This window comes from Algoriphagus sp. (genome assembly GCF_030694375.1).
Classification (GTDB): Bacteria; Bacteroidota; Bacteroidia; order Cytophagales; family Cyclobacteriaceae; genus Algoriphagus.
Map to the genome: position 1 here is coordinate 241,378 of NZ_JAUXYL010000026.1, position 21,581 is coordinate 262,958.

The 21,581-nt window shown below is 40.7% G+C and carries 26 protein-coding genes and 1 tRNA gene; 15 read left to right on the top strand and 12 right to left on the bottom strand.

What is annotated here, in order from left to right:
* Positions 1 to 154 precede the first annotated feature (154 nt).
* From Q8M62_RS10440 to Q8M62_RS10450, 3 genes are all read right to left on the bottom strand, one after another.
* Positions 155 to 784: an L-threonylcarbamoyladenylate synthase gene (locus tag Q8M62_RS10440; RefSeq protein WP_304902658.1), complete on the bottom strand. Its 630-nt coding sequence runs from the start codon at positions 782 to 784 to the stop codon at positions 155 to 157.
* Positions 784 to 1,206 (bottom strand): (deoxy)nucleoside triphosphate pyrophosphohydrolase, encoded by a 423-nt coding sequence (locus tag Q8M62_RS10445; protein ID WP_304902659.1) that lies wholly within the window; start codon positions 1,204 to 1,206, stop codon positions 784 to 786. The genes Q8M62_RS10440 and Q8M62_RS10445 overlap by 1 nt, the downstream gene beginning before the upstream one ends.
* 403 nt (positions 1,207 to 1,609) lie before the next feature.
* Entirely contained in the window at positions 1,610 to 2,722 is a 1,113-nt protein-coding gene (locus Q8M62_RS10450; protein ID WP_304902660.1) for a peroxiredoxin, read from the bottom strand.
* A gap of 376 nt (positions 2,723 to 3,098) precedes the next feature.
* On the opposite strand from Q8M62_RS10450, the gene mltG reads away from it, so the two are divergent.
* From mltG to Q8M62_RS10490, 8 genes are all read left to right on the top strand, one after another.
* Positions 3,099 to 4,142 carry an endolytic transglycosylase MltG gene (gene mltG, locus Q8M62_RS10455; protein ID WP_092728911.1) on the top strand — a complete coding sequence of 348 codons (1,044 nt, stop codon included), beginning with the start codon at positions 3,099 to 3,101 and terminating at the stop codon, positions 4,140 to 4,142.
* 1 nt (position 4,143) lies between these two features.
* Positions 4,144 to 4,551, top strand: a complete 408-nt coding sequence (locus tag Q8M62_RS10460) for a thioesterase family protein (RefSeq protein WP_304902661.1) — start codon at positions 4,144 to 4,146, stop codon at positions 4,549 to 4,551.
* An 11-nt stretch (positions 4,552 to 4,562) separates the two neighbouring features.
* Positions 4,563 to 5,549, top strand: a complete 987-nt coding sequence (locus Q8M62_RS10465; protein ID WP_304902662.1) for a YihY/virulence factor BrkB family protein — start codon at positions 4,563 to 4,565, stop codon at positions 5,547 to 5,549.
* A gap of 67 nt (positions 5,550 to 5,616) precedes the next feature.
* Entirely contained in the window at positions 5,617 to 7,440 is a 1,824-nt protein-coding gene (locus Q8M62_RS10470; protein ID WP_304902663.1) for a DUF885 family protein, read from the top strand.
* 425 nt (positions 7,441 to 7,865) lie between these two features.
* Positions 7,866 to 7,950, top strand: a tRNA-Ser gene (locus Q8M62_RS10475).
* 877 nt (positions 7,951 to 8,827) lie between these two features.
* Positions 8,828 to 9,598 (top strand): DUF6577 family protein, encoded by a 771-nt coding sequence (locus Q8M62_RS10480; RefSeq protein ID WP_304902664.1) that lies wholly within the window; start codon positions 8,828 to 8,830, stop codon positions 9,596 to 9,598.
* Positions 9,595 to 10,650: a nucleotidyl transferase AbiEii/AbiGii toxin family protein gene (locus Q8M62_RS10485; RefSeq protein ID WP_304902665.1), complete on the top strand. Its 1,056-nt coding sequence runs from the start codon at positions 9,595 to 9,597 to the stop codon at positions 10,648 to 10,650. Before Q8M62_RS10480 ends, Q8M62_RS10485 begins: the two co-directional genes overlap by 4 nt.
* A gap of 133 nt (positions 10,651 to 10,783) precedes the next feature.
* Positions 10,784 to 10,984 carry a hypothetical protein gene (locus Q8M62_RS10490; protein WP_304902666.1) on the top strand — a complete coding sequence of 67 codons (201 nt, stop codon included), beginning with the start codon at positions 10,784 to 10,786 and terminating at the stop codon, positions 10,982 to 10,984.
* A gap of 388 nt (positions 10,985 to 11,372) precedes the next feature.
* On the opposite strand, the gene Q8M62_RS10495 is transcribed toward Q8M62_RS10490, so the two are convergent.
* Together Q8M62_RS10495 and Q8M62_RS10500 are read right to left on the bottom strand one after the other, a co-directional pair.
* On the bottom strand, positions 11,373 to 11,588 hold the full coding sequence (locus Q8M62_RS10495; protein WP_304902667.1) for a hypothetical protein: 216 nt from the start codon (positions 11,586 to 11,588) through the stop codon (positions 11,373 to 11,375).
* Positions 11,589 to 11,788: 200 nt separating this feature from the next.
* A complete protein-coding gene (locus tag Q8M62_RS10500) occupies positions 11,789 to 12,694 on the bottom strand; it encodes an ArdC family protein (protein WP_304902668.1) in 906 nt (301 codons plus the stop codon).
* 377 nt (positions 12,695 to 13,071) lie between these two features.
* Between Q8M62_RS10500 and Q8M62_RS10505 the strand changes: the two genes are divergently transcribed.
* Positions 13,072 to 13,200, top strand: a complete 129-nt coding sequence (locus Q8M62_RS10505; RefSeq protein WP_305668083.1) for a hypothetical protein — start codon at positions 13,072 to 13,074, stop codon at positions 13,198 to 13,200.
* A gap of 216 nt (positions 13,201 to 13,416) precedes the next feature.
* Here the strand turns inward: Q8M62_RS10505 and Q8M62_RS10510 are convergent, their stop codons facing one another.
* The 4 genes from Q8M62_RS10510 to Q8M62_RS10525 form a co-directional block, all read right to left on the bottom strand.
* The gene (locus tag Q8M62_RS10510) at positions 13,417 to 13,683 is read right to left on the bottom strand and encodes a hypothetical protein (RefSeq protein ID WP_304902669.1); all 267 of its coding nucleotides are present in this window, start codon (positions 13,681 to 13,683) and stop codon (positions 13,417 to 13,419) included.
* Positions 13,664 to 14,059, bottom strand: a complete 396-nt coding sequence (locus Q8M62_RS10515; RefSeq protein WP_304902670.1) for a hypothetical protein — start codon at positions 14,057 to 14,059, stop codon at positions 13,664 to 13,666. The genes Q8M62_RS10510 and Q8M62_RS10515 overlap by 20 nt, the downstream gene beginning before the upstream one ends.
* Before the next feature lie 69 nt (positions 14,060 to 14,128).
* Entirely contained in the window at positions 14,129 to 14,371 is a 243-nt protein-coding gene (locus Q8M62_RS10520; RefSeq protein ID WP_305668084.1) for a hypothetical protein, read from the bottom strand.
* Positions 14,372 to 14,557: 186 nt separating this feature from the next.
* Positions 14,558 to 15,109 (bottom strand): hypothetical protein, encoded by a 552-nt coding sequence (locus tag Q8M62_RS10525; RefSeq protein WP_304902672.1) that lies wholly within the window; start codon positions 15,107 to 15,109, stop codon positions 14,558 to 14,560.
* 122 nt (positions 15,110 to 15,231) lie between these two features.
* Between Q8M62_RS10525 and Q8M62_RS10530 the strand changes: the two genes are divergently transcribed.
* From Q8M62_RS10530 to Q8M62_RS10540, 3 genes are all read left to right on the top strand, one after another.
* The gene (locus Q8M62_RS10530) at positions 15,232 to 16,131 is read left to right on the top strand and encodes a YafY family protein (protein ID WP_304902673.1); all 900 of its coding nucleotides are present in this window, start codon (positions 15,232 to 15,234) and stop codon (positions 16,129 to 16,131) included.
* Positions 16,132 to 16,312: 181 nt separating this feature from the next.
* Positions 16,313 to 16,927, top strand: coding sequence for a hypothetical protein (locus Q8M62_RS10535; protein WP_304902674.1), 615 nt, complete (start codon positions 16,313 to 16,315; stop codon positions 16,925 to 16,927).
* A 162-nt stretch (positions 16,928 to 17,089) separates the two neighbouring features.
* Positions 17,090 to 17,740, top strand: a complete 651-nt coding sequence (locus Q8M62_RS10540) for a hypothetical protein (protein ID WP_305668085.1) — start codon at positions 17,090 to 17,092, stop codon at positions 17,738 to 17,740.
* 345 nt (positions 17,741 to 18,085) lie between these two features.
* Here the strand turns inward: Q8M62_RS10540 and Q8M62_RS10545 are convergent, their stop codons facing one another.
* Positions 18,086 to 18,415 (bottom strand): hypothetical protein, encoded by a 330-nt coding sequence (locus tag Q8M62_RS10545; RefSeq protein ID WP_304902676.1) that lies wholly within the window; start codon positions 18,413 to 18,415, stop codon positions 18,086 to 18,088.
* Positions 18,416 to 18,768: 353 nt separating this feature from the next.
* Here Q8M62_RS10545 and Q8M62_RS10550 point away from each other — a divergent pair, with 353 nt between their 5' ends.
* The 3 genes from Q8M62_RS10550 (at position 18,769) to Q8M62_RS10560 (ending at position 20,629) form a co-directional block, all read left to right on the top strand.
* On the top strand, positions 18,769 to 19,188 hold the full coding sequence (locus Q8M62_RS10550; RefSeq protein ID WP_304902677.1) for a PH domain-containing protein: 420 nt from the start codon (positions 18,769 to 18,771) through the stop codon (positions 19,186 to 19,188).
* Between the two features lie 3 nt (positions 19,189 to 19,191).
* A complete protein-coding gene (locus Q8M62_RS10555; RefSeq protein ID WP_304902678.1) occupies positions 19,192 to 19,647 on the top strand; it encodes a toxin-antitoxin system YwqK family antitoxin in 456 nt (151 codons plus the stop codon).
* A 61-nt stretch (positions 19,648 to 19,708) separates the two neighbouring features.
* Entirely contained in the window at positions 19,709 to 20,629 is a 921-nt protein-coding gene (locus tag Q8M62_RS10560) for a hypothetical protein (protein WP_304902679.1), read from the top strand.
* Positions 20,630 to 20,644: 15 nt separating this feature from the next.
* Here Q8M62_RS10560 and Q8M62_RS10565 read toward each other — a convergent pair whose 3' ends face one another.
* Both Q8M62_RS10565 and Q8M62_RS10570 read right to left on the bottom strand, forming a co-directional pair.
* A complete protein-coding gene (locus tag Q8M62_RS10565; RefSeq protein WP_305668086.1) occupies positions 20,645 to 21,343 on the bottom strand; it encodes a hypothetical protein in 699 nt (232 codons plus the stop codon).
* On the bottom strand, positions 21,319 to 21,581 hold a 263-nt coding region (locus Q8M62_RS10570), incomplete at its 5' end, for a hypothetical protein (RefSeq protein ID WP_305668087.1). The genes Q8M62_RS10570 and Q8M62_RS10565, both read right to left, overlap by 25 nt.

Below are 21,581 nucleotides of genomic sequence, written 5' to 3' on the forward strand. Positions count from 1 at the left end.
AGTGAGGGGTTATTGGTAAGAGGTTAATTGGTTATTGGTTATTTGGGAATTGATAATTGGGAATTGGGAATTGGTAATTGATAATTGGTAATTGGAAATTGGTAATTGAATTGGTTCAATCCGAGACCTCTCATCGGGCATCAGTCATCCGACTTTACACAATATCCTCCAACTGTCCGAGTCCCTGTCGGATGATTTCCACCTCATCACCGGTACAATCGAGGATGGTGGAAGCCACATTTTGACCGTAGCCTCCATCGATGACGATATCCACCAAATTCTGATATTTTTCAAAAATCAACTCGGGGTCAGTGCTGTATTCGACCACTTCATCTTCATCATGGATAGAGGTGGAAAGAATAGGCTGACCCAATTCCTCCACAATTGCCCGGGAAATCGAATGGTCCGGCACACGTATTCCGACAGTTTTTTTATTGCTGTGAAGGATCTTCGGCACCAATGAACTCGCCTCCAAAATAAAGGTAAAAGGTCCCGGAAAGCCCTTTTTCATCATTTTGAATACCGGCTTGGTGATCACTCGGGTATATTGGGAAATATTACTGAGATCGGCACAGACGAAAGAAAAATTATGCTTCTTCGGGTTGATGCCTTTGATTTTGCAGATTCGCTCGACGGCACGCTGATTAGTAATATCGCATCCCATTCCATAGACCGTATCGGTAGGATAGATTATTATGCCTCCGTTTCGAAGTACGTCGACCACCTGTCTCACCCGCTTGGGATCAGGATTTTGCTCATATAGCCGGATAAATTCAGCTGCCATTACTTTGCAGTTTTGATTTGTGTTACAAGCTTAACCCATTTCTCTTGTAAATCGTGCACAATCGGCACATCTGCTTCTGCCCAATCCACGCAAAAAAGTTCTTTTTCTCCCAACCAAACAATTTGCTCGTGTTCCAAAAGATCGATTTCTCCACTTTTCCAGGTAGCCACAAAAGGGATAAGCCGGATGGTTTTGGTAGGATAGGTGAACTCAGAAGGCTTTAGCGTTTCAAAAATTTCAATTTCAATTGACAATTCCTCTTTGATTTCTCTGGATAAGCAAACTTTCGGGTCTTCAGATTCTTCAATTTTTCCTCCGGGAAATTCCCACTTGCCGGGCAAATCCATATTTAGGGAGCGCTGTGCCACGAGAACTTTACCCTGATGAAAGATGATGGCGCAGGTGACGGGGATGGTTTTCATTGTACAAGGTACCAAGTACCAAGTACAAGGTATAAAAACAGAAATTTAAGAATGATGCTAAAATAAAGATAGCTGCGCAGATATGTTAAAGATATAGCTGAAGCTGAGATAGGGAAATACAAAATGAATGGGAAATACGGTTGACATAAGTCCGCTAACACGGACGAAATAAAGATTTAAAAAATAGGATTGTCCGCTTTTCCACCGGTAGGCGAATTTTATTTTGGTAAGGGTCGAGTGTCAGATGTCAGATGAGCGATGAGCGATGAAAACTGCCCTCAAATCAAGCGAGGGCCATATTCTTTTTCAAGATTGTGTAAAAACTTATATCTCACGACAGAAAGGGTTGTTTTTCATAACCGCAGGGAGCCTATCTCGCGAAGCTTATTTCGCGTAGCATATCTCAATCCCCTTTTTTCCATTCCAAAATCTTTTCGTCCGAAAAACCAACAACGACATCCTCCACTTTTCCATTTTCATCAATCAGATAAAAGGTAGGATAGCCAGTAACGCCATAAGCTTTCCCAACTTCCCCGGCATTGATTAGAACAGGAAATGGAATAGTGACTTTGGCTCGGTACTTATCCATTTTTTCTTTTGAATCTACCGGATTGAGGTAAAGCGGGATAATGTTTTCCGCAAACTGGTAATTGGGTTTATTGAATTGATCAATGGCAATTTTGCACCAGCCGCAATGGATCATGGAGAAATCCAGCAGAACCTTCTTCCCTCGAAATTCAGATAGTTTCACGCGCTCGCCATTTTCATCTGTCAATTCAAAATCCGGAGCTAAATCACCTTTATTTAAAACTTGAGCGGCATCCGGTTCCTTTTGCCCCCACTGTTTGGATAAATATCCAGAAGGCACGTCATAGGCCAATTTCTCTCCCAAATCAGCGAAATCATACTCCGAATATTTCACTTCAATAAACTGACTTTTCTTCCCATCATGAAACAATCTACGGGAATAATGATCCACCACTTCGTTTGATGGATTGATGAAAATATGGTTTTTCAGCAGCACTTTTTTGTCCGTGATGGTCGTATCCATTTCTATCCAGAGATATTCCTTGTATGTTTTACCAGCAATTGCAGTATCCCCCAAATAGCTCCATGGGCCATTCTTAAATAATCCTACAGGGCTGAAGCTGAGAAAAGAATTGGATTCGAGTACTGCCGAAACTTCGGCTTCTGGATAATAAGTGACGGTGCTGTCCTTATCGGAAATACTGGCTAGAACACCATCGATGTAGGTTAATGCGTATTTTTCCCTTGTTCCAACAAAGTCAAAACCCAATGTCACCTCCAAATTTTTCTGAAGGATAAGTCCCTTTGAAATAGTGTCAATGTCACCCAAATTAGGATCCTCCCAAAGCATCACTTGCTTGACAGAAAGTCTATTTGCTGAAAACACCTTCTCTTTGGCACCTTCAAATACTTCCTGTGGAGACTTTTCAGAAGACCAGGAGACTATCAAAAAGGAAACCAACAAACTCAGAATAGAGATTTTACTCATAGCCGAAGAATTTAGTGAAATTAAAGTTAGTTAAAATAAATAATATGGATAGGCGCAAATCTGCCAGTCGGCAAACTTTCCATAGGTAATAAGGGGCTGGATACTTCGCCTTCCGCCACGGCGGGTAAGCTGCTTAGTAAAGGTGGCCGAAGAGGACAAAAAGTTAGATTTTAGCCTATTCCTATTATTCTCTTTTATCTAAATAAAAGAACACAGATAATCAGAATAAATAAAAACTGGAACCTCCACTTCCTTTTTCGCCCAACCTAGGGGAGCATTTCTTACCCAGACGCGGGAGAGGTCAATCTCGCGACCGCAGGGAGCTTATCTCTATCATTTTATTTTTCCTCATTTCCATTCCTTATTTTTGTCACCTATGATTACTGAGAAAAAAAGAAAACTCTTTCTGGTCTTGCTCATCTCGAGTTCTGTACTGGTTATTTCCCTGACGTTTTATTTCTACCAACTTTTTTTCAGCCCAAATACGATGGTAGATTCGGATCGTGTCTACATGCTGAAAATTCCCAGCAACGCCGTTTTCAAAACGGTTTCCAATCAACTCTATGACGATCGGGTAATCAATGACGCGATCAGCTTTGCTTTCGTCAGTAAAGTGCTGGGCTATCAGGATGACGTCAAACCCGGATTGTACAAGATCGAACCAAAAATGAACAATCTGGCCTTGGTCAAAATGCTGCGGTCAGGCGCACAGGTTCCGGTGAAGGTGACCTTTAATAATGTACGTACCAAGGAAGACTTGGCGGAAAAAATCACAGCAAATCTGGAGGTGACGCCGGAGCAGTTTTTGGGTATGCTTCAGGATTCGGTGTACATCCGAAAGTTCGATTTCGAAGAGGAAACCATCATGAGCATGTTTATCCCCAATACCTATGAGTTTTGGTGGAACACCAGTCCTGAGGCGCTCTTTGACCGAATGTACAGGGAATATCAAACCTTTTGGACTGAAGAGCGAAAGCAAAAAGCACAGGCAATGGGCCTTTCCTTAAAGGAAGTAAGTACGCTGGCTTCCATTGTGCAGGCAGAAAGTCAAAAATCGGATGAGCGCCCAAAAATCGCCGGTGTTTACCTCAACCGCATGAAAATCGGAATGGCACTTCAGGCAGACCCCACCTTGGTCTATGCCACTGGAGACTTCACTTTGAAGCGTATTCTGAACATCCACAAGGAAATAGACAGCCCTTATAATACCTACAAATATACCGGACTACCTCCGGGTCCTATCAATCTACCGGACATCAACTCCCTGAATGCTGTTTTGAATGCCGAAAGTCATGATTTCCTGTATTTCTGCGCCAAGGAAGACTTCTCGGGATACCATGCCTTTGCCAGCAATTACACCGACCATATGGCTAATGCGCGCCGCTATCAGGCAGCGCTGAATGCAGCCAAAATCTTCTAGTATGTTCCATTCCGAAACCCAACTCCGTGTGCGATACGCTGAAACAGACCAAATGGGGTATGTGTACTACGGCAACTACGCCATGTATTTTGAGGTAGCCCGGGTGGAAGCAATGCGGTCGGCCAACTTTTCCTACCGGGAAATGGAAGAAAACGGTGTGATGATGCCGGTGCTGGAAAGCCACTTTCGCTACCTGAAACCGGGGAAGTATGACGAGCTCCTAAGGATCAAAACAACCATTCCACAAATGCCCGGTGTTCGGATCAGATTTGAGTACCAAGTGTTCAATGAAGAGGAAGAATTAATCACTGAAGGTTGGACAACCTTGACTTTTCTAAAAAAAGACAGCCATCAACCCACCCGGCCTCCAAAGAATTTGTTAGATTTATTAAAACCATTTTTTGAGTAAAACAATCTATCGTGGTCAACAAAAAACTATTCAAATGGAGATTACGCTTTCAACTGAAGGCAAGGCATTTGAAGAAAATTCACTTTGGCAGCCCCGACAAAAATCTCTACGACGTCGTCAGGATCTTCATCCAGCAACTCAAAAAAGATGACATCAGCGAACGGGCCGGGGCAATGGCTTTCAGTTACACCATTGCACTGTTCCCATTGATGCTGTTTTTACTCAACATGATCCCCTATCTCCAGGATTTTTTTCCGGTGGTGACTACTGAGAATATCTTTGGATTTGTGCAGACAGTCATGCCGGATGGGATTTATGAGAACATCGAAACCACACTGATGGACATCGTGTCCAAGCCAAGGCAAAGCCTGCTATCCTTCGGCTTCTTTTTCGCCCTTTTCGCCTCCACGCAGGGTGTCATGTCCATGATGGCCTCCTTCAATTCCGTCTATAAAACGCGGGAAAACCGTGGCTTTTTGAAAGCCAGAATCGTTGCTGTCAGTATCGTGTTTGCATTGGTATTGACCATTTTCACTGCCAGTACGGTCATGATCATTGGCAGTCTGATGATCAATGCACTGGATGAAATGCAGGTTTTCAACACCAATTTCATGATTTTTCTTTTCAACACGTTTAAATTCTTAATCCTGCTTTTTGTCTTTTACATCACTTCAGCCTTCATCTTTCGACTCGCCCCTGCCGTCCATGATAAGTGGAAATTTTTCTCAGTGGGAGCCCGGCTCTCCGGTTTCCTGATTACCGTGGCCTTTTATGCGTTTATTTTTTACCTAAACAATTTTGCCAGCTACAACAAACTCTATGGATCCATCGGGACCTTCATCGCCTTGATGCTTTGGCTTTGGATTACCTCTCTGATTGTGTTGGTTTGTTTTGAGGTCAATGTGAGTTTGGATTTGGCTGAGGAAAAACAGCGCGAGCGAGAAAATCGACGAAAAATGCAACTGGAAGCCCAAAAAACAACTGATAATCAGGCTTAAAGCTTAAGCTTATTTATTGTCCGGCTAAATCTTATACTTTTGACCACAAACCACGCAACGAGAAACTATGAATCGCAACATCCTTCCCATCAGCATTTTATTTGCCCTGACTCTTCTACAGGGATGCAGTAAACCTGAACCCAAAGTCATCCCGGATTCTGAAATCAACGCATGGTTTGACTCAGAATATGAAGAACTCCTTCAAATGAGTCCTTTGCAACTGACCACTCAGGGGAGAAAAGACCGCTACGGCGAAATAGACGACATGAGCGAAGAAGCAGAAGATAAAAAGCTGGCTTGGATGGCGGAAAGTGTGAAGGAAATGGAGTCAAAATTTGACTACACCCTCCTAAGCCCTCAGGCCAAAGTCTCCTATGAGCTTTGGAAATATCAGTACGAAATGGAAAAGGGCGACCTGCAGTTTCGGAGAATGAATTACGTTTTCAATCAGATGGGAGGTGTGCATACGATGATTCCGACCATGCTGATCAATTTTCATAAGGTCGATGAAGCCTCAGATATGGAAGCTTTGGTGTCACGAATCAAGGAATCCGGCAGGGCCATCAACCAACTATTGGAACGGGCAAAATTACAGACCGCATCCGGCATAAGACCCCCAAAATTCGCCTATGAGTATGTCATCCAGCAGTCGGGGGCATTGATTCAGGGACAGCCATTTACAGCTGGAAAAAATAACGCCCCACTTTGGACAGATGCTTTGGGGAAAATCGATAAGCTGGAGAAAGACGGGAAAATCACCGCTGAACAGGCAGAAGAATTCAGGACAAACACCAAAAATGCCCTGCTGGAAAGTTTCAAACCAGCCTATGAAGCACTGATTGACTGGCTGAAAACCGAACTCCCCAATCTGGAGGAAAAACCAACGGGCCTGAGTCGGCATGAAATGGGAAATGCATTCTATGCTCACAAACTCAAGTCCTCCACGACTACCAGTCTGACTGCCGAGGAAATCCATCAGATCGGACTGAGCGAAGTGAAGCGAATTCAGCAGGAAATGCTTGCAATCAAGGATCAGGTAGGCTTTACCGGAGATTTACCTGCTTTTTTCAAGTTTGTGAACAGTGACCCACAGTTTTTCTTCCCGAATACCGACGAAGGAAGACAGGCCTATCTGGACGAGTCCACGGCTTTTCTGGATGAGATAAAACAAAAATTACCACAGTATTTTGGCATCTTACCCAAAGCAGACCTGGTGGTGAAACGGGTGGAAGCTTTTCGTGAGCAAGACGGGGCACCGCAACATTACAATCAAGGCACGCCCGATGGCAGCAGGCCGGGCACCTATTATGTTCACCTATCGGACATGAAGGCTATGCCCAAGTCTACCATGGAAGGCGTAGCCTATCACGAAGGAAGCCCGGGGCATCACATGCAGATTTCGATCGCACAGGAATTGGAGTCTGTACCCAAATTCCGCACGCAGATGGGTTTCAATGCCTATGTAGAAGGTTGGGCCTTGTATTCTGAAGCTTTGGCAAAAGAAATGGGGCAATACAAAAACCCCTATTATGACTTTGGACGCTTGGTCAATGAAATCTGGCGAGCGATTCGACTGGTGACAGATACCGGTCTCCACGCCAAAGGCTGGACAGAGGCCGATGCGATCAAGTACTTCTCAGAAAACTCCTCCATTGCTCCCGGAGCGATTCAGGCGGAGGTGCGACGCTATATGGTGATCCCCGGTCAGGCTACGGGCTATAAGATCGGGATGCTGAAAATCCAGGAACTGCGCAAACATGCAGAGACGGAGTTGGGTGACAAATTTGATTTAAAAGCCTTTCATGATGTTGTTTTGGGTGGAGGGGCCTTGCCTTTGGATATTTTGGAAAAAGTGGTGAAGGAGTGGATTGCTGAGGTGAAGGGGAGTTAGGAGGTTTGGAGGTTGGGAAGTTTGGAGGTGAGGAAGTGGGAGGCTTGTAAGTGGTAAAGAGTAAGAGGTAAGTGGATAGTAGTTTTCAGTCGCAGTTGGCAGTTTTGTCAGGCTGAGCGGAGAGTCGAAGCCGTTTAAAGTGGTCAGTCACAGTAGCCAGGTTGTCAAGTTTAGCTTGTCTGCCGAGGTGGAGAGTCGAAGCCGGTTAGTTGTTAAGGGTTAAATAGTTAAAGGTTAATACGTCGCTGCCGAAACTGAATGCTTGGTTTAGAATTCTAAAAAAGCTTAATGGAAAGAATTGAAAGGGGGAGCGAAAAAAATTTAACCCATAAAAATCAGACACTTAAAAGAAAAAGTGGGTGAGTTCATTGGATAAAAAGAGAATCCCCTTACTTTTGCGATCTCGAAAAGAGCGAACACAGCACAGAGGAGTGGCAGAGTGGTCGATCGCGGCGGTCTTGAAAACCGTTGTACCGTGAGGTACCGGGGGTTCGAATCCCTCCTCCTCTGCAAGACAAAACCCTAACTATCTGAAATACTGAAAGTTAGGGTTTATTTTTTGAATTTAGTAGCGAATTTAGTAGCGAATCTTTCCAATTTTTGAAGTGATACCTCTTGTCACTTGTTCAAAGGCATTATCCAAAGAAATTATCAGCTATTTTTTTTAAAAAAGTCAACAAGGAATTAAAAACGCCAAACCCACAACTGATCAAATCCTGAGATAGGTCAAATCTGAAATTCGACTTAATCTTTTCGAATTTCGATCTTCGAACTATTCGTACCGTGCGAGGGGTACGAAGCGTACGATTGGTACGAGTTGCGATTGGCTTTAGAATCCAAAAAGAAACTTCAATGCTGCAAAAGACCCCAAAAGAAAAAAGCTAAAGGAACCAAGGCTAACCAGTCTAAACCACTTCTTCGAAAGAAATGGCTTTTTCAAATGTGAATCTTGGACCAAGGAAAGTACAAATCCAGTTCCTAAAAATAAGGTGACGATTAAAAGTGGCTCTAGCATATTAGTTCAAAAGGCGTAGACTTAAGATTGTTCAAGCTACAAAAAACAATAGTGACATAAAAAAGCGCCTTTCAAGAGTACTGACTTAACTTCTCATTAAAATGCCTATCGCCAACTGCGCTACAAATTGCGATTTGCAATGTTTCAAATTGTAAGACGTTAATTCCGAATAATTACTGAAAAATGAGGATTAAACCACAGGTTCTCTTTTCAAAGTTATTCGAAGGCTTAATTTTTACTCATAAATGCCAGTAAACATATTTTACTGGCATTTATGAGTATTTTCATTTTTTGCCATTATATTTGTATAACTGGCAAATTTAAGTAAACCTATAAATTGCCAAATAACTTAGCGACTGGCAAAACTCAGCGATGTCTAAAATCATTGATCGTCAAATATTGAAGCAATTTAAAGGTAAAGGTCATTTCGATCGAAATACCCTTAATTCCTTTTTGACTGATTTAGATCCTGAAATTTCAGAAAGTGCTTTAACTTGGAGAATTCATGATTTGGTCAAACGAAAAGTGATTGATCAGACGAAACTGGGTGTTTATACCATTTCCGGAAAAGAAGAATACAAACCATTTCTATCCGAGAAACTGGCTAGCCTATCCAAGATAGTGGCCAAAGAGTTTGATAAATTGGATTACTGTCTATGGAATACAGAATGGCTCAATGATTTTACCCGACATCAATTAGGAACCGTCTTTTATATTCTTGAGGTGGAAAAGGATTTTGTTGAGGAGGTATTCCATGCTTATTCAGAATCCAAACAATATAAAGTGTTTCTGGACCCAAAAGCAGAGATCATGGAAAGGTATTTGGAAAGTGAAGTTTCCATCATCATAAAACCGCTTATCAGCCGCTCACCAAAACAGAAAGTTGCGATAAAGGAAAAATCCAAGGATGAAATTTTTGTACCCACTTTGGAAAAGATCCTTATTGATGTGTATAGCGATGCGGTAACCTTCTACGCTATTAAGGGCAGCGAAATGAATGCACTGTTTGAAAATGCTTTAAAACGCTACCAGATAAACTTCACCAAGCTCTTCAGCTACGCTAGAAGGAGAAATAAAGAGGAACAAATCAAAATTTACTTGGGGACCAACTTTGGTTACCTCGTAAATGATATTTTAGAATGATAAAGGCGCATTGTTTTACCAAAGAATGGATCAACGGCTTTAAGCAGCAAAAACATTTAAAGCGTATCAATCCTCCGATATTGGAGAAGATGATTCATGCCCTATCCTTATTGCAGCAACTCAAAGCAAATGGATTGAATTTCACATTTAAGGGCGGGACAAGTCTTGTTTTGTTACTTTCCAAGTCTAGGCGGTTTTCAATTGATATTGACATTATTACCACTCAGAGTCGGGTGGAAGTTGAAGCTGTCCTTGACAAAGTAGTCGCAAACTCAAATTTCAAAAGTTGGGAATTGCAAGATAGAAGGAGCTACAAAGAAGGAGTACCTAAGGCTCATTACGAATTTGATTATGAATCCAACCTTAACCAAAGTGCGCATTTTATATTGTTGGACATTCTGTTTGAAGAATCCGACTATCCAAGACTGTTTTCTGCTCCCATTCAAGCAGAATGGATAGAATCGGAAGAATTGTTGGAAGTAACAGTACCTTCTATCGAATCCATTTTAGGAGATAAACTAACAGCATTTGCACCAAATACTGTAGGGATTTTATATGGTAAAGACAAAGAGCAAGAAATCATCAAACAGCTTTTTGACATAGGATGTCTCTTTGACGAAGCCGAAAAAGCAGAAGAAATCGCATTAAGTTTTGAGAAAATCGGAACCAAGGAAATCAACTATCGAGGACTTGAAATCGGGTTACCGGATATATTGGAAGATATATTTACTACTTCCATACTCATTGCCAAACGAGCCAAAAACTCTGAAGAACCTGCCAAATCAAGATTTAAAGAACTGACCACAGGAATTCTCAGGTTTGAAGGCTTCTTGATTGCCGAAAACTTCAAAATTGAGGATGCCATACTTGCAGCAGGTAAGGCAGCTTATCTAGCCAAACGATTAAAGAACCAGGACTATTCAGCATTAGAGAAATTTAATGGTCAGGACATCAGCCGACTGGAAATAATAGGTGAGCTAAACTTTCTGAACAAGCTAAAAAAGTCAAGAGATAAAGCAGCTTTTTTCTATTGGTTCCAGGCATTGAGCTAAAAAAACAACATTAAGCCAAAAAAGCGATAAATCAATATTTATATAAAAACATCTTTACACATTTACATTTTTAAACACAACAACTTTGAAATAGGATCGTAAATTCTTATACTGTAATCTTAAGTGCATGACCATGTGGAATACAATTAAATTTTTAGGAACTATTTTTATCAGCTTCATTGCAATGATTGGAGCTTTGGGAGCAGAAAATCCATTTCCGCTTTTTGCGGTTGCTTGGGGGATTTGGATACTCTTTATCGTAAGTCTGCGGACAAAAAGAAAAAAGGAATCGGACAGAGAGCGACTAATCCGGGAAATTTTGGATAAGCTTTAAATAGAGCAAAAATTTTAAATAGGCATCCCCCTTTCCCTTTCTCTTAATTCCCTCAAGCATGCCGCAAGCTTGAATTCGTCTCCATCGTCAGGTGATGAAATCGCTAACAAACACAATTCCTTTAGGCGGCTTCAAGCTGCAAGTCTTTCATAGGGTAACTTTAAATTGGTAACACAAATTCTCCAAATTTTCTTACGGATACTCCCTTCCAACGTCACCGAGTTCTCCCTTAGACGCTCTTCCTCTGGTGTTAATTTTCTTGACAATTTCATGTCCATATTTTAAACACTTAATTTCGCTATTGCAAGGCCAACCCCTTCACTTTTTAAAAGTGATTAGATTTTCAAGGCTTATGGAATGGAGATTTCTGATCAAAACTGAAAGCCTGTTAATTTTCCAGATTCCACATCCAAATGTCGGCAGCAGCTTTCCAATCACCGATATGTTCTCCTGATTCCCAACGCCAACTTTTTATTCGCAAGCAATAATAAAAAACCTCACCTTCTTCTTTGGCAAACTTATTTGTGATGAAGTACCTTTTTACTTCATTCCTAGTAGGCATCTCAAACCATAAACTTTCCCATTTTCTTGCTTTACAAATCATCGTCTTTTGATTTGGTGGAAGCATAAACTTCCTGAAAGAACTGGCCCATTTTTCACCAGTAAATCAGTAGGTGGGATGTTTTTTTAGGCAAAAAGTCAATGGAAAAACCTAAAATCATATTTTCAACCTGAATCAACTCAAAGAAATCTGATTCTGAAAAAGTTGATATTAGGAGAAACAATTTGTCAAAAAAAGGGGGATTACTCCTCCCCCTCTTGGTCAATTCCAAGAATATAATTTGCTGCTTGGTGGGTCTTTTGGGCAGCATAGATCAGCATTTTTGGATCATCTTTTAACGGCTTAAGCCATCCCTTTAGATAAGCCAAAGAGTTTTTGAAATTGGCATCTTTGATCCCTGCAAAAGCATTCAAATAACTGGCTCCCATTTCGGCAATCAATTCCTCTTTTGAATACTCTACTGAACCAAATCCTACCAAAGCAGGTCTTTCCGCAAATCTTCCCAATCTGCTTCCATGGCCGGTAGAGTGGATCATCTCATGAAAAAGAACGGAATAATATTGCTCGTCTCCTTTGAAAGATTCCTTTGCAGGCATGTTGATTAAGTCCCTTGAAGGGCTGTAGTAAGCATCATTTCCCTCGTGAAGGATAGGCGGGCAAGATTGGAAACCTGAAATAATGGACTCGCAAGCCTCGATGGGAGAAAAAACTTTCACTTCCTCTTCATTGAAAGAAAAATCAATTCCTTCAATTTGATCGACATTGAAAACGGTCCAGATAAACGGAGTGAATTTTCTACCAAAGATGTCTTGGTCCTGTCCATCCTCGTTGGTGGTTTGCCCTTTGACAAACTTGGAGATTTTCCAAAATACAACCTTTGAACCCTTTTCATCCTTCTTGACATTTCCGCCAAGATGTTTTGCCTGTTTAAAGGTCAGAAAATAAGGTCTCGAGAATTTCTTGTGGATGGTCACCCAAGCAAGCCAAAGTGCATTGAAGCCCAAATAAGGACGGTCTGAAGCATAGTTTTTTGGTGCATTTTGAGGACTCCATACCTGTTCCCAGGTAAGGTTTTCATTTTCGATTCCAGCGATAATCTCCTTTGTAACGGATTCTGCTAATTGATTGAAATTTTCCCAAGCGTTCATAATAAGGATGTTTTAAGGTTTGTCAAAAAATGCCTCTCCCTGATCCCACCTACCTGACGGTCAATACCCTGAAACCCCATGATATCCAAGGATATTAGGAAGTTCGACCCGACACTTAACCCAAGATTTTCTCCGCTCATTGGGGTCAGATTTTGGGAAGTGAAGAGCGATATGTAGGCGCGAAGTGACATTTTTTTTAATCCACTGGTATTGAGGTTCTGACCGACATGCAACCCAAAGAGGGCGGTTCTGCATAGGGCAAAAGCTTGGGATAAAAAACTGGGAGGCAGTTCGTAGGAGACCCTGTTTTTTTAGCTCAGGGCGAAGCGCACTTTTGACCATTGCAGGTTAGCACTCAACCTTTGCATTGGCGTGTCATGTCCTCACATACTGAGGCATTGGGCAGGAAAAAATGGAACGGAGTGGATACCGTCCGAAACGGACTGAAAATCCCCCAAGGAGCGGAAGAAAAATCGAAAATGGCTTGCCCCCGTAAAGGAGGCTAGGGGCAGTGTTTCCCGAAACGACCTTTCCAAGTCCCAGGCTTGCCGGGACTTGAGAAAAGGTAAAGTGTAGGGGAACTTTGCCCGTGGGGAGTGAAAGCCATATTCCAGAGTGAAGAGACGAAAGCTGTCATTTGCAAAATGGTGCTGAAGGATCAAATTCGGGAAGTAGGCGAAGCGGGGAAAACAGTTAAAAAGTGAGAGTTTTGGAAATTAGTTTCAACCTAACAACTCCTCAACCACCCACTCATCCGCCTTTTGGTAAGCACTTCGAATGGCAAGGTTTCCATATTTCTCTCTTATGTCGTCAAGATACAACGGAGAAGGATCGATCCTTTTTTCAGCCAGAACGCGGATTGCCAATTGGGCTTGAACTTCTTTTCGGATCCCTTCAAAAGCAAAAGGCATCATTGCCAACCATTCCATTCGCTGAGAAGGATTGAAATAATGGAAACCAATCGATTGACTAAGAAGTGTAGCTGTCATCCCACCCAATCCTGCTAAAAAAAATCAAATCACCTTTTAGGATTTGCAGATGCCTTTGGATTTCTGGCTTCAAAGGAAGCACTGGAAGACATTCCTTTTTTGGAATCCTAAGATGCTCTACCTGATCAAAAAGATGATCAGGGGATTGGAATGAGATAAATATTTGTCTTTCTACGATATTTCCAGGGTTTTCCCGATCAATAAACGTAACTGTGTCAAAAGACAAGCCCTCGAAATTGCTGTAAGCCAGTCGACAAGCCGCAGAGCCGAGTGCTATCAGATGGCGGGAATTGGAAGCATTCTTTGGATTTGCAGAAAAAGTCAAAGGAGCAACTGCAAATACAGGCAAGGATTTCAGAAAATTTCTTCTCTTCATTTTTCTGCAAGTTTTAGTTTCGGATGGAAAAAGGTATTTGAACTTTTTGATTTTGAAATAAAATCTGATCTAATCTGAAACTTCTTTGAACCTCCATCCCCCATTGAAATCAAGAGTCAATTCCCTAGGAGATCTCGATTCTGAGATTTTGGAACCTAATCGAGGATATTGTCGAAAAACAGGATCAAAAAATGCCAAAGCTTCATTTTTCTGCTTGGCGAAGCTTAACCTCTTGTAAAATGCATAATCGTAAAAGTAGGATAAGGCGCGATAAGTGAGGGTTACCGGCATTCCCAAAATTTGGCTTCCCATATTTTCGAGGGTTGGACGAAGCAAAATCAAATCCAACACCGTCTGAATGGCCTTACTTTCATCCTTAGAAAAAAAGATTAGTTCATCTTTCCTCAAATAGTTTTTCTCTACCAATTTCTTCAGTTCAATTGGGAAGTAATTTTTACGAAGGCTTTGGAAATCATTAGTCGGATTCTCCCAAATGTACTATAGCAAGCCTCCTCTATGATAATATGGCTTCGATTCAAAGTCGGGGATAAAGCTTATGATCAAACTCCCTCCTGCCCAAATTGGATTCAGTCGGAATCCAGATAAATCCAACTCCTTCCTTTCCTGAAGAAATTTGCCTATCTGTTTTCCGGAATCGCAGAGATCCAAATTATCAAACTGCACTTCGTGGAAGAAATCATACAAGCCATTCGTGATCAAAACCCGGGGAAATTCCGCGTAGCTTTCCTGGATAGCCTCCGCTTGGGCAAGTGCAGATGGAGAATTTATATCCGAGCCTTCCCATAGGAAAATAGCTTCATTTTGCCATTGGAGTAACTCTATTACATTGGAGATGATTTCCCTTGCCTTATCCATTTTTATGAATCCTACTAAATGGATAAAATGAGCCTCATTGATAGACTGCTGTTTGTAGATTATTGGCTTTAGTTTCTCCAAAAAGTCCTCAAGAAAATAACTGTAGTTGGGATGAATTTTTAACAATGCTCTTTGAATGAGATCAAAATTTAGGTAGGTGTTTGTTGCTTTCATGAATTCAAACCTAAACCCAACCCACGCCAAAGGGTGACAGAGGATAAAATTTTCCTATTATTACTAACCTAAGCCTTACTTTGGCAGAGGTTCTTTCTTCCTTTACACCGACATACATAATAATGAGCAAGCTTACCTCCCTATATCGTCAACTGCAGTTGATTAAACTCGCTAAGAAAGGGCCGTTTACATGGGATCAAGTGGAAAGTCTTTTGGAAAAAAAGTCTGAAGGAGGAGACTTGGATTTGCAGATCTCCAAACGAACACTAAACCGAGACTTGAAAGAAATACAGGAGCTCTTTGGTGTAGTGATAGAATTTGATTTCAAGTCAGCACGGTATCATATAAATGCAGAAGAAAGCTGTGAAAATCATTTAGAACTCATGGAATCTTTTGAGACCATCCAGGCTTTCAGACGGGCAAATCGATTGAGCGGAAAGGTGTTTTTCGAAAAGCGACTCGCTCGTGGCACGGAATACCTGAAACCAATCTTAGAAGCCATCGAAAATCAGGAAGCAGTCCGCTTTGAATATGAAAAGTTTTGGCTGTGGGAGATCGAATCCCGGGAGCTTCGTCCCATCGCACTCAAGGAATACCTACATCGCTGGTATGTGATGGCTTGGAATGAAACCGATCAACTCAGATTCTACGGACTTGATAGAATCAAGTCATTAGAAACCATGCCTGGGAAAGTAAAACTTCCCAAATCACCTGATCTAGAATCTCGCTTTTTGGAAACCATCGGCATTATAAATGATCCCATTGAACCGGTAGAAACCGTGATCCTGACTTTTACTGAGTTTAAAGGACGGTATATCAAATCTATGCCTATACATCCTACCCAGCAGATTTTAGTCGATGACGGCATCAACCTCCAAATCAGTCTCCGTGTTAAGATCAACTATGAGCTGATCTCGGTGATTCTGTCACATGGGGACGAAGTCAAGGTGGAAGAACCAGAGCGGCTAAAGGAGCTGGTGAGGGAAAAAGCCAAGAATATTTTGGAGAAGAAAATTAAATAATTAATTTAAAATCAATTGTTCTTTAGTTTTTAAATTTTACATATCGCTCAATTAAATATCCAACAAACTTTCGCTTAAATAACGACAAATGAATATCAGAGAAAAAGAAAATGAGCTTTTCCAGAGATGGAGGGCTCATTCTGGTGCAAATGAGAACACCTTTTTTGTTCAGGATGGAACATTGGATCCAGAAGCCTATTTAAAAGCAAAAATCAAAATTTGCTCTATTCTAAAAGAAACACCTGTTGATAGAGAATCAGAAAAAGGATATGTTTTTGGGGAGGGTTTCTTACGAAAGATTGAAAAATTTGGTAATGAATATTACAAAAAGTCAAAAGGAACATTGAGTGTGCTCTCTAGAAGAATTGCCCTTATTTTAGATACTCTTTACCCAAATCAAGAACACGACCCAGTCGATTCCCTCAAAGGAACAGCCTATTTGAATCTGAAAAAATACAGTGGAACAAAAACATCCTCTCAAAAAGATCTGGAAAATGTTACAAAAAAAGACAAAGGGTTATTAAAGGAACAGATTGATGAAATTCTGGAACCAGACATTATTCTTTGCGGAAAAACACGCCATTACCTTGGGTTTATTTACGGTGGAGATATCCAGTTTATTTCAGAAGATGCTTCCAAAAAAGTGAAACTCTTTCACCTCTTGAAAGCTGGCAAGCCCAAAAGACTAATCATCGAAATGTACCATCCAAGCCATAGGAGTTCAGAGGAAGAGCAAATGAAAAAACTTGAAGAAGTCTTGCTCAAGTATCGAAACTCAGAGAATTTTCTGTTCTAATAATATTTCATCAAAAACCTTAATGCTTTTTGAGCGCTAAAGACCAATTGGAAACAGGATAATGAATAAATGACCACTTCATTAAAACCAAAATGAATCTCAAGACTATAGCTATCTTAAACAATGTCCTAATCAAATTTGATTTTGAACCAAAGCTCCGATATGAGAAATGAAATTGAAAGTTGCATACAGAAATTTATTATTGAGGAATTTCAAAAATACCCACGAGATTTTATTAAGGAAGAAGATACACGTGCAGTTTTATTTACTCGGCTTAAGGACTGTTTAAAAGAGAATCGAAGAAAAATTCAACCTGAAAAGTTGCCATTGTACCAAAATGAAATTGAATTTGATATGGATTTGGTAAAATGTGAGTATAGTTATGAAAACTATCAGGGAAAAATTTGTAATGCTTTTGATATTGCAATTCTACATAAAGAGGAAAATGTTTGGATTGGTAAAGATAATTGGGAAAAATATCATCATCCCAAATCCAGAAAAGCTCAAATGTATTGGAACCAGCCAGTAAGGTTTGGATTAGAAATAAAGTCAGTTTGGCATAATTGGGAAGCAGATAAAAGAATTTCAGGAGTAAAATCCGATAGCAAAAAGTTGCAGGACTATTTGAAAAGTAATTACTGTTCGCAGAATTTCAAAGATGAAAACGGGTATCCATTCCAATTTGAAGGAGCAGCACTTTTATTTGCGTCTCACGAGATTTATCATGAATGCTTTCTTGAAAGCCGAGTTGAAGTAGACAAGAATTGCTTCCCCTATTGCATTACTCCTACTAAAATTTATAGGATTCAATAGTCAATAAAAAACCGAAATTTTATACCCATGGCTTGTTGCAAATCACAGAAAATAGCTTGCCCCCAAAATGGAGCCTAGGGGCAGTGTTCCCCGAATCGGCCTTTCCAAGTCCCAGGCTTGCCAGGAATTGAGAAAAGGTAAAGTGTAGGGGAACTTTGCCCGTGGGGAGTGAAAGCCCTGTTCCAGAGTGAAGAGACTGAAGCTGTCATTTGCAAAATGGTGCTGAAGGATCAAACTCGGGAAGTGGGCGAAACGGGGAATTGATTTAGAAATTTTTCCCTTTAAGAAGAGTCAGATATCAGCAAAGCCGAAAGCCCATCGAGAAAATTAGATTAGGTAGTTTAGCTAATCACAGATAATACCCTTTCTCCGCAGCTCGTCAAAGCAAGTTTTTCCCCATTGAGAAGAAGCATTCCTTGCTCGTATCTCAAAAGGGTTGTTGTGGTATCCCACCCTTTGCAATTCTCTCGCATATTCCTCATCATGCTTTCCATTTCGGATATCCAAAAAATGCTGATACTCATGAATTACGATATTAACAATGTCCATCAACGTAGGATTGCTGGCCCAATACACCGTAATCTCCTTAGTGGGCTGATGATATAGTCCGCCAAATTTTTTATGCTGATAATATCGAAGTGTAATATTTGGCCATCGATTGATTTTGGGAGGCATGCCTAGATTTTCAACACACCACCCAACGATTTGCCTTATAAATTCTATTTTTGATACGCTGAGTTGAGTGGTTAATGATTCCTCGGTTAAAAATCCTTCTTTCAGACATTTGTAAGTTAAATACAAGAATTGACCTAGGGCTGACAGGAGAAATGAACCCAACATAATAAGGGAGAAAATTTCCCAGTCAATGGTTGATAAGAAATTGAGGAAGGAGTCAATAATACGCATTTGGTCGTTGATGATTTAGGGTCAAAATTATCACCTTGAGGATCAGCATGAGTGATTTTACAACCTTGTATTTTTCTTAGGTAGTGCTAGGCGGCGGGTATTTTTGTAGAAAAATATAACCCATGGAACAGCCCCCAATTCTCAAACCTTCTCAATGGATCAACTTCGGATATATTCTATTTGGGGTAATCGCTTCCCCCCTGGTTATTCCTTTTCTGATTATGGTTTATCAGCTCTTGGATGTGTACTTCTGGCGCTACGAATTCTACGAGGATTATGTGATCGAGCGTAGAGGGGTGTTTTCAGTCAAACGACGAGAGCTTTATTTCCATCGAATCAAAGGCATCCACCATGAAGCCCCTTTTCTTTATCGCATTGTCGGGATTTCCAATATCCAGATCGTCTCTTCTGACCCCTTTTCTTCCTTTTTCCTCTTTGCAGCAGTGCCCAAAGGATTGGAGATTTCTGAAGCCATTAGGGAGATTACCAGTACCGGAAGGAGAAAGAAAAAAGTTCGGGAACTGGATTTCTTCCAACTCTAGCATATGCAAATACATTTATTGATTTTCCTGCCAGTTTACCTGATCTTGGGTCATGTTGATGCCTTTGCTCAACAAAGTCTTTTTTCTCTGCCACCCGATGAGGTTGGATTTGCTAGAAAGAATAAAACAGTTAAACTTCACACCTATCATCCGGATGGATCGGTCAGTACGATAAGTAGCTATAAGAATGGAGAACTTGCCCACTATTTGGATTATTTCCAAGGTGGACAACTATTCCAAAAACTGAACTTCAGAAAACAAAAATTTTATGGAGCCTATCAGATTTGGAGCGAAGAGGAAGGGAGGCTACTCAAAGGGAAAATGAAAAACGGAAGTCCGTATTCCGGTGAATTTGACCAATGGGATGAGGAGGAAAAAAGGTACAGAACGCTCAACTATAGAAAAGGAAAAGTTGCAAGTAATCCACTCCCTATTCACATTGAAACAACCGATAAATAAACTTACCACTTAAAAAAATCCAGATCAAATTGAATTTTTCATCATCAAAATCATAAAAAAAATGACCCCATTAGAAGATATAAAAGTTTACGCCTATCTCACACCGCACCCTTTGGAAGAAGATTCGTTTCTTGAGGAAGAATGGATCTCTTGGTTGCCTGGCTACAAAGCCGGTGAATCAGAAGATGGTGATTCGTCTATTTGGCGTGAGGAAAATATTGCCTTATATGAAAAAATAGAGAACTATTCCGCAAATGTTTTAAAGGCCGCCTTGGAAAGAATGTGGCCACTTCTTGATGGAATTTACTTCAATCAGATCCAGTTGGCAATAGATTATACGAATTATAAAAGTTCTGATGCTTTAGCGGGATATGACCTTTATCTATCAGATCCTGCCAAAGGAAATTATGTATTCCATGTGGATCAGAGTCTTTTGAACAGGTATTTACATTTTTTTAACGGTAACGAGAAAGCATTACCCAATATGAATATCTGGGAGCATGAACTCGTCCATTTGAAAGATCATTGGCAACTTGTAAAAGCTTCGGCTTTTAAAAATTCGGCTTACCCTTTGAATAATCTGGAGTATTATTTATTGAAATACAGAGAGGAGGGAATAGCTAATTTATTTGACTTACTCGATGGAAAAATTCAGACCTTCAAATCCATAGCCGAGGCAAAAAGAAAGTTTATTTTAAACTATACTGAAGTAAATAAAAGACTCCAGCCAATGGAGAAAAGCACTGAAAAGGATAGAATGGAAATTTATTCCGGCTTAGATTTTTATGAAATTGGTCCTTGGTTGATTTTGGACATGCTGAATGAAATACCCATGGTTACAGATATCGTAGACATAGAAAGTCTTGAAAAAAATATTGCTGATGGAATTATTTTAGAAGATTCAGTTAAACTGGAAATTTTGAAAAATACCTTTTACATTGATAATAATTGGTTTTTGGGCCGGTTGAAATTGGATAGCTGAGAAATGTTGAACAAACTACAGACTTTCGTTATTTATTTTGAAACTGGTTTGAACTGTATTTTCCAATTCCTGCCATGAAGTAAAATCCAAAGGATGTAGCCCATAGGTTGTTGTCTTAAAAGGAAGATTTAGCACCTCTTTTTGATAGACCTCCATTTCCGACTCTAGGCAAAATGGAATGAGGTGTATGCGTTGGTCAGTATGCAATTTTACTCCCTCAAGCTTTTCCTTCAAGGCTGAGATTTGCTCAATCGCTCCAGAACAACAAGCCTCTTCGGAGCCATTGTGTACTTTTAAACCCACTAAGGATTCCCAATAGATCAGTTTTACTTCAGCCGGAATGCTTTTTTGCAGTCGAGAAAGTCTATGAGGCAATACAATTAAATCTCCATCTTTTAGATGTGGACTTGTTTCCAATCTACTCCTTACCATGCTGTGCAATGAGCTCCATTGAATCAGGTTAGGTCTTTGATCCAAGGCCTTCCAAGTCTCATTGGTGATAAATCCCTTACATAACCTAAGGGAGAAACTGTCAGGATTGTATTCTCCTACCGACCAGTAGTGGTTAAAGTTCGTTCCAACTTTTCTGAAATAACCTGTTTCTGCTAATTGTTGCCCATTTGGCTCCCAAAAAGGCTCATACCCTCTGACCCAAATAAGAGGAGCATTGAATCTGCTACAAAATTGATCTACTTCTCTACCAGGAAACTCCAATACGCCAGTTTGTATGGTGACCAAAATTCTACAGGAATATTGCCCACTTTTGCTAAGCCTAAGGTAAGTAGCCAATCCCTCACCGTTGTAATAATAAAGTGCAAAATCCGGTCAAATTGACCCCCGCTAGCCGAAGGAAACTGACCCCTTCTGGCCGGAGCAAATTGACCCCCGCTAGCCGGAGTAAATTGACCCCCTTGGAGGAATATTTTTTGGGAATGGAATAGTGGTGTTTCGA